6 protein-coding genes, 1 tRNA gene and 1 pseudogene are annotated in these 7,700 nt (G+C 50.0%); 4 read left to right on the top strand and 4 right to left on the bottom strand.

What is annotated here, in order from left to right:
* Positions 1 to 173: 173 nt before the first annotated feature.
* On the bottom strand, positions 174 to 947 hold the full coding sequence (gene surE, locus QZR21_RS06770) for a 5'/3'-nucleotidase SurE (RefSeq protein ID WP_296974533.1): 774 nt from the start codon (positions 945 to 947) through the stop codon (positions 174 to 176).
* Between the two features lie 848 nt (positions 948 to 1,795).
* On the opposite strand from surE, the gene QZR21_RS06775 reads away from it, so the two are divergent.
* Positions 1,796 to 3,007, top strand: coding sequence for a PLP-dependent aminotransferase family protein (locus QZR21_RS06775; RefSeq protein ID WP_296099296.1), 1,212 nt, complete (start codon positions 1,796 to 1,798; stop codon positions 3,005 to 3,007).
* 198 nt (positions 3,008 to 3,205) lie between these two features.
* On the opposite strand, the gene QZR21_RS06780 is transcribed toward QZR21_RS06775, so the two are convergent.
* The 3 genes from QZR21_RS06780 to QZR21_RS06790 all read right to left on the bottom strand — a co-directional run bounded on the left by QZR21_RS06780 (position 3,206) and on the right by QZR21_RS06790 (position 5,246).
* Entirely contained in the window at positions 3,206 to 4,531 is a 1,326-nt protein-coding gene (locus tag QZR21_RS06780; RefSeq protein ID WP_296099293.1) for an MATE family efflux transporter, read from the bottom strand.
* The gene (locus tag QZR21_RS06785; RefSeq protein WP_296099291.1) at positions 4,528 to 4,974 is read right to left on the bottom strand and encodes a MarR family winged helix-turn-helix transcriptional regulator; all 447 of its coding nucleotides are present in this window, start codon (positions 4,972 to 4,974) and stop codon (positions 4,528 to 4,530) included. Before QZR21_RS06785 ends, QZR21_RS06780 begins: the two co-directional genes overlap by 4 nt.
* 186 nt (positions 4,975 to 5,160) lie before the next feature.
* A tRNA-Leu gene (locus tag QZR21_RS06790) sits at positions 5,161 to 5,246 on the bottom strand.
* 149 nt (positions 5,247 to 5,395) lie between these two features.
* Here QZR21_RS06790 and QZR21_RS06795 point away from each other — a divergent pair.
* The 3 genes and pseudogenes from QZR21_RS06795 to rpsT form a co-directional block, all read left to right on the top strand.
* A complete protein-coding gene (locus QZR21_RS06795; protein ID WP_296099290.1) occupies positions 5,396 to 5,548 on the top strand; it encodes a hypothetical protein in 153 nt (50 codons plus the stop codon).
* 36 nt (positions 5,549 to 5,584) lie between these two features.
* Entirely contained in the window at positions 5,585 to 6,835 is a 1,251-nt protein-coding gene (locus QZR21_RS06800; protein WP_296099287.1) for a M20 family metallopeptidase, read from the top strand.
* Between the two features lie 278 nt (positions 6,836 to 7,113).
* Positions 7,114 to 7,359: pseudogene (gene rpsT / locus QZR21_RS06805) on the top strand (30S ribosomal protein S20); the annotation flags it as partial.
* Between the last annotated feature and the right edge of the window lie 341 nt (positions 7,360 to 7,700).

A 7,700-nucleotide genomic window follows, 5' to 3' on the forward strand; every position in this document is an offset into this window, starting at 1 on the left:
GCTGAGGTTAGCTGATGGAAATTGAAGAAAGCGCCGCAGGCTGTCGAGCTTTCCTGAATGCTAGAAGCTAGGAGCTAGAAGCCCCGCACGAATGACTCTATCCGTAAGCTTCGCTCTAACAGCTCACCGCAATTCTCCCACGTAAAAAGCAGCAGTTTTTCGCTGCTGCTTTCTTATTCTCCCGCCATCTGCTGTGCCACAGATTTCACAGCATCCAGGTTATCCCGGTCCGTCATATTCCATGTGAGGGCAGTCAGTGTGGGATAGCCCCGGTGGATCCAGAAAACGTCCGTATCCGGTGCCGCGTCAGGAAGCATTTTCCCGGACAGCCAGAATCCCAGGTGCCCCGAGGGATCCTTCATTTCCCGGATGGCATCCTGGTACCGCTGGACACCGAGCTTGGTGACCTTCAGGTTCTCCCAGGTGAGGTCCTCTTTGTCCTTTGGCATATTGAGGCTCAATGTGCCTTTGTACTTCATATCCACAAAATATTTCCGGATAACGTCAAAGGCAAAGGATGATGCCTTTTCCAGGAAGTCCTTGTCCTTGATGGTGTCGGCAGACAGGGCAATGGAAGGAATGCCGAATACCGCCCCCTCCAGGGCTCCCGCCACGGTGCCGCTGTAGAGGCAGTCGGTGCCGTTATTGAATCCGTTATTAATGCCCGAAACCACCAGATCCGGCATGTCATTCCGGAGCCAGTGCTCCAGGGCCAGCTTGCAGCAGTCCGCCGTGGTGCCGTTGCAGGAAAGGACAGAAATATTTTCTCCGTAGCTTTCCTTGTGCCACATACGGAGGTGGGTCTGCAGGGACAGGGAAGAAGAACATGAGCTCCGTCCCCGGTTCGGCGCGATCACCGTCACCCGCCCCAGACGGGCCAGTTTCTTTGCCATCTCAATGAGTCCCGGCGACTCGAATCCATCATCGTTGGTCATAAAAATATGCATAGATTCACCTGATTTCTAAATCATTTACATAGTTTTATTTTACCATAAATATAGAAGTGCTTCTATATGGATTTTATAGAGAACCGGTAAAGGGAATATAAAGAGAAGAGTTGAGATCCAGCGGCTCCGCCGCAGATAAGACGGTTCTGCCAATTTCAGTATATCGGGGAGTTGACGGTTGGCGTTTTCTGGCATGAATGCAGATATAGTCATAGTGGCTGAGGGGTAATGCCCTGCGGGCAAGGTGGCTCAGGGGTAACGGGCTTCGCCCGAGGGGGTGGTGTGCCGCATCAAAATTATATAGCGGCACGAGTTTATGATTCAGCGGCAAAGCCGAAAAATACATACTCCGCGGCGCTATATGAATTGTGCGCCGCACCTTCCCCTTGGCCGAAGGCCATTCCCCTTGAGTCACCTCGCCGTCAGGTGTTACCCCTCGCCCGCAGGGCGTTCCCCCTGCGCCACCTTGCCGAAGGCATTACCCCTCGCCTGCAGGGCGTTCCCCTTAAGCCACTATGACTCAGACCGTAGTCACGCCGATGAGAATCCAATCCTCTCACATTGACATCCCATGGCGCAGGTTTTAAAATATTAGTACTAAGGACTTTCAGGCTATTGGCAGATGGCCCAGGGATTTCCTGTAGTATTTATATGTGCTTGCGGACTCCATGGTTTTTGCAGAACCGCTGATTTATTTGCCGGTCAGATTTCATAAAGCCATTACGCATTGAATGAAATCCGGCAGCCATTGAATCGGAGCTTCCTTACCACAGCCACCGGAGCATTTATAAAAATCCATGAAAACGGAATGATGTCATTCTGCTTTCGAGTGTAAAGGAGAGATATTTATGGCAATTCGTTTTTCTGATGTATTGGCAAATATGAAACCGTCCGACCTGGGTCCCCTTCTGGCGCTCACCGCACAGCCGGATATTATTTCTTTCGCCGGTGGTCTTCCGGCTCCGAAGACATTCCCTCTGAAGGAACTGACTGAAGTCGCTATCAAAGTAAGAGAAGAAGATGGTGCCGGTGCTATGCAGTATGGCCCGTCCCTTGGCTTCATGGGTCTCCGTCAGGCCATTGCAGACCGGATGAACCGCATGTACCAGCCCATGGGAATGTACAAGGTGGATCCGAAGAACATCATGATCGTTACCGGTTCCCAGCAAGGCCTCGATATCACAGGCCGTGTCTTCCTGAACAAGGGCGATGTGGTTCTCTGCGAAAGCCCGACATACCTGGGCGCTATCGGCGCTTTTGATTTCGAACAGCCAAGATACATCGAAGTTCCCACCGACGATGACGGCATCATTCCGGAAGAACTGGAAAAGGTACTGGAAAAGAACGACAACGTGAAATTCATTTACGTCATTCCGAACTACCAGAACCCCACCGGCCGCTGCATGAGCCTGGAACGGCGCAAGAAATTCATGGAAATCGTAACGAAGTTTGAAATCCCCGTATTCGAAGATAACCCCTACGGTGATCTCCGTTTCGAAGGCGAAGAAATCGCTCCGCTCATCACCATGGATCCGAAACATCTCGTTATGTATTCCGGCACCTTCTCCAAGACCCTGGCTCCCGGCATGAGACTGGCATGGATGGTTGTTAATGATGAAATGCTGCCGAAATTCGACCTGGTCAAGGGCTCCACGGACCTGGCTACTCCCTCTGTTACCCAGCGTGAAGTGGCTATGTACATGAAGAACTACGACTTCGAAGGACACATTAAAGATAACTGCAAACTTTATGGCCATCGCCGGGATGTAATGTGCAATGCCATCAAGAAGTACTTCCCCTCCGATGTAAAATGCACCTATCCCCATGGTGGACTCTTCCTGTGGGTAGAACTGCCGGAAGGCTGCAACTCCCGTGACCTCTTCAAGTACGCACTGGACCGCAAGGTTGCTTACGTACCGGGGGATGCTTTCTTCCCGGAATCCAAGAAGAAGAACTACTTCCGTCTGAACTTCTCCTACAATGATGATGATGTCATTGAAGAAGGGGTTAAGAGACTGGCCGATGCCCTGAAGGCTTATCTCGCTGATTCCAAGAAATAAGAATAGGGATATAGAAAACAGCAGCAGAATGGTTTCATTCTGCCGCTGTTTTTTCGTGGAAAAATTATTGGAAATCCCCATAGATTTATTGGCCTTTGAAAACTGGTGGCGCGGTTTTTATCCAGGGGAATGATTGAGAACTGTGTTAATGGGAATTTGGGAATTTATTACTGCCGTGGCGATTTCATCCTGCACAGATTAATAGCCGTATTCTTTTTGCATCCCTTTCAGGAAGGCGAAGACCACCAGGGCAGAGCCGATTTCAGCGGCCGTCAGGGAAAGCCAGAGGCCATCGGTACCTAAAATGACTGGTAGCAGGAGGATGGATGCCACTTCGAAAACCAGGGTATGGGTGAAGGAAATGAGGGCGGATACGGTGCCGTTATTCAGGGCGGTGAAGAAGGCATCCCCGTATTTCGAAAAGCCGGAAAGAATGTAGGCGAAGCTGTAGAGCCGGAAGGCATGGGTGGTGAGCTTCGTAAGTTCCGGGTCGTAGCCTACAAAGATTTCTGCCAGCCAGGGAGCGGAGAGGGAGGCGGTGATAAAGAGGAGGAATCCTGTTGCCGGGAGGAGCTTCAGGCTGCTGTGAAGGATGTGGGTGAGTTCTTTCTTTTTCCGGGCACCGTACTGGTAGGCGGTCACCGGAATGAGGGCATCGGAGTAGCCGATGTACACAGCATCGAAGAGGAAAGAAATGTAGGAAATAACACTGTAGGCGGCCAGTCCGTCCTCCCCGGCCCAGCGGAGAAGCTCATAGGTGTAGAGCATGGTCACCAGGGGGTCCGACAGGTAGGTGAGAAGGCTGGAAAGACCGTTGTACATGGATTGGAAGACGGGAGCAGGGGAGGGAAGGGGCTTTGTGAAGTAGAGGATCTTTCCCTGGGGGCGAAGAAAGTAAATCACCGGGAAAAGGGCTCCCAGAACCTGGGAAATGATGGTGGCGTAGGCCGCACCGGGCAGGCCCCATTGCAGCTCTGCTACAAACAGGGCATCCAGCAGGATATTGGCCATGCCGGAAACCAGGATGAACCGGAGTCCCAGGGATCCCCGGCCAGCGGTCATCAGGAACCCCTGCAGCGTATTCTGCAGGACGAAGAAGGGGAGTGCCGGAAAGAGAAGGCGGCCGTAGAGGATACTGTAGTCCAGAAGATCCCCTTCAGCGCCAAGGAAGGCTGAAATCCATGGGGTCAGAAGGAATCCGAGGATGCTGAGAACGATACTGCAGGCCAGGCATGCCAGGATGATAGTGGTAAAAGAAGCCCGGGCCTCATCTTCTTTCTTTTGTCCCAACTCCTTGGAAACCAGGGCACTGCCGCCGGAGGAAAACATAAAGCCCAGGGAGGAAAACATCATGAGTGCCGGAAAAATGACATTTAATCCGGCAAAGGGCGTCTTCCCCACGTAGTTGGAGACAAAGAATCCATCTACCATGTAGTAAATGGACATGAAAATGAGCATGAAAATCATGGGCAGGACAAAGCGCAGCAGTTTACCAAAAGTCATATGTTCCGAAAGGGAGCTCATGGCTTTTCCTCCTTCAGGAGCGGTGCTGCTTCTTCAATAAAGAAAGAACGGAATCGGGACATAATGGCAATGGAAGATTCTTTTTCTTCCGCAGAAAGACGGGACCAGGCCCTTTCTTCGAGCCGTCCTACAGGGAAAATGAACTGCCTGGCAAAGACCATGCCTTCTTCGGTGGTGTGGAGTTCCTTAGCCCTTCGGTTTTCAGGGGATACTTCAATGGTGATCCACCCTTTCCTGGCCAGGTTCTTGATGGCCAGGCTTGCAGTCTGCCGGCTCATAAAGGTGGCAAGACAGATTTCATGGGCAAAGCGGCTGCCGTCTTTATAGACGGAATACATGACCCAGTACTCCGACGATGGGAGACCGCTGGATTTCTGTATTTTCTGGTAAATAGAGTTCATGCTGTTTACCAGGTTGTATAGGGTGGAAAATGTGATTTCCATAATAGAACCTCCTTAAATGTCAATAAATTGACTGTTCAAAGCATAGCAGGCGCCATTCAGATTGTCAAATTATTGACAGTCTGAATGGCGTCTCTTTATACTATAAAAGAACTGCTTGCATTAGAAAAACCAAAGTAAAAAGCTTCCACAATCGGATTTAAGATTGTAGAAGCTTTTTAGGTTTACTGGTGCCGGAGGCGGGACTTGAACCCGCACGATGTTGCCATCGCCAGATTTTGAGTCTGGTGCGTCTGCCATTCCGCCACTCCGGCATATCGATATTCATTTTAGCATACAAAAGAAGGAACCGTCAATATTTCGGACAAGCCATCTTTTCTTTTTCTCTTTTTTTGGAAAAATGTGCCTCTCTATGAATGGTTGTGATATGATATACATATTCCTATTTACAGGAGATGATACTGTGAATATCAAACTGGTACTCTTGGGTATACTGGCCCTTTTCAGTCTGTACCGTCTGTATGAGCACAATGATTTTCTGACGCTCTGCGCCACGGTCATTGTGGTGGCGGCCTTTGTGCTGTCTTCGCTCTATGTATGGCGGAATCGTGATTGAATGGGCATGTATATAGATCTATAGGGAGGGATTCTTTTGCAGATAAGGCAATTGGCAGAAAAGGAAAGAGACACGGTCATCGCACTGCGCCGTCATTTCCATGAAAATCCGGAACTCTCACAGAAAGAGTTCAAGACCATGGATTTCATTGAAAAATTTCTTCATGATCTCGGTATAGAAACTGTAAGAGTGCCCCATGGTGGGGTGCTTGGCTTTATAGACAGCAGGAAACCGGGGTGGACGGTCCTCATGCGGGCTGACATCGATGCGCTTCCTATCCGGGAAGATCCGGTGAATCTGACGAAACAGAGAGTATGCATTTCCAAAAATGAAGGAGTCATGCATGCTTGTGGTCATGATGGTCATACAGCCATGCTTCTGACGGAGGCGAAGATTCTTTCCCAGCATAAAGAGGACTGGGAAGGAAAAGTGGTGCTCATGTTTGAGGAAGCTGAGGAAATGGGTGAACGGGGCATTGCGCCGCTCCTCCGGTATATCCGGGACCACCATGTTCATGTGGATACCTGCTTCGGTACCCATGTCATGTGGAGCCTTCCGGCGGGGAAGGTGGGAATCCTCTATGGCACTGCCATGGCGGGGGCTTATTTCTTCCGTATCCGCCTCCATGGAAAGAGCGGCCACGGCAGCCGTCCTGATATGGCGGTGAGCCCCATTGAATGCTTCATTTCCATTGCATCTGAACTACGGTCCTACCGCATGCGCATGACGGCTCCTACAGACAGCTTCACCTATTCCTTCGGCTCCGTACAGGCAGGCCATGAACCGAATATCATTCCTGAGGTCCTTGAATTTGCCGGTACTGCCCGGTGCACGAAGAACGATGATGGCCTGGCTTTCCGAAAAACCCTGCTGGATCTTGCAAAGAATACAGCAGCTCTCCATGGCTGCACCGTGGAAGTGGTGGAAGACCAGTATTTCCCGGTCACAGTGAATACGAAGGAGTGCGTGGATCTGGCCCGGAAAGCGGTGGTAGAAAACCTGGGAGATGGGGCTCTTGATAAAGACTGCCCTATGTGGATGGCTACGGAAACCTTTTCCATCACCGAATCCACCTGGCCCGGGGTCTTCTTCTTCACCGGCATCAATGATCCCGCTGTGGGAAGCGGCAGCCCCCATCATACACCGAAATTCGATATTGCCGAAGAGGGACTTGTCACCGGCGTGGCGGCAGCTTTGTCCTATGTGACAGCGGTGCTGAAAGAAAAACCGGAGACTCCGTCTTTCCATAAGGTGGACTTGGAGAGTATGCTGAAACTTACTGAATGAAATTGGCGTCAAACAAATTGAAGAAAATTTGAGGAAGCACTGATTAAACCTGACTCTGCGAATTAATCAGCGCTTCATTAACTATGTGAAACAGGTTTGCAACAGGGAATAAAGATACCCAACTGCCGGTGTTTTTCTTGCTCCAGGGTAATAAATCTATATACTTATTCGTTCTTGATTTTGATGTCGGAAAACTTCTGCAGAAAGTTTCTTGCCATGACCGGTGAAATATGATAGAATGGCATGGTATGAATAATGCAGACGGGAGGTGAAATACATTGCCACAGATTAAAGCTAATATGAAAAGCATGAGACAGGACGCTGCTAAAAGAGCTGCCAACGCTGCTGTTAAATCCCAGATTCACGGCGCTATGAAGAAAGCTGTAGCTGCTGCTACCTCTGAAAACAAGGATGAAGCTTTTCGCGCCGCTGTAAGCATCATTGATAGTGCTGCTCAGAAGGGCGTCATTCATAAGAATGCAGCTGCTCGTAAAAAATCCCGTCTGAACGCAAACGTAAACGCTGCCATTGCGAAAGCTAAGGCTGCCGAAGCTAAGGAAAAGGCTGAAGAAGCTAAGGAAGAAGCAAAGGAAGCTTACAAGGAAAAGATGGAAGAAAAGGCTTAATAAGACTTTTCAAAGGAACTGTAACGATTTTATCGCTGCGGTTCTTTTTTTATGCCAAAAGGGCGGGAATAAAGTGTCAAATTGCGGTTTGTCGAGCTGTTGAAGAGGTGCTGATGGATAGAGTCATTCGTGCGGGGCTTCTAGCTCCTAGCTTCTAGGAAAGCTCGACAGCCTGCGGCGCTTTCTTCAATTTCCATCAGCTAACCTCAGCCCTGTGGGCAGCTCCTTCCCAAGGAAGG

This window comes from uncultured Dialister sp. (assembly GCF_900541605.1).
In the GTDB taxonomy this organism is placed as follows: domain Bacteria; phylum Bacillota; class Negativicutes; order Veillonellales; family Dialisteraceae; genus Dialister.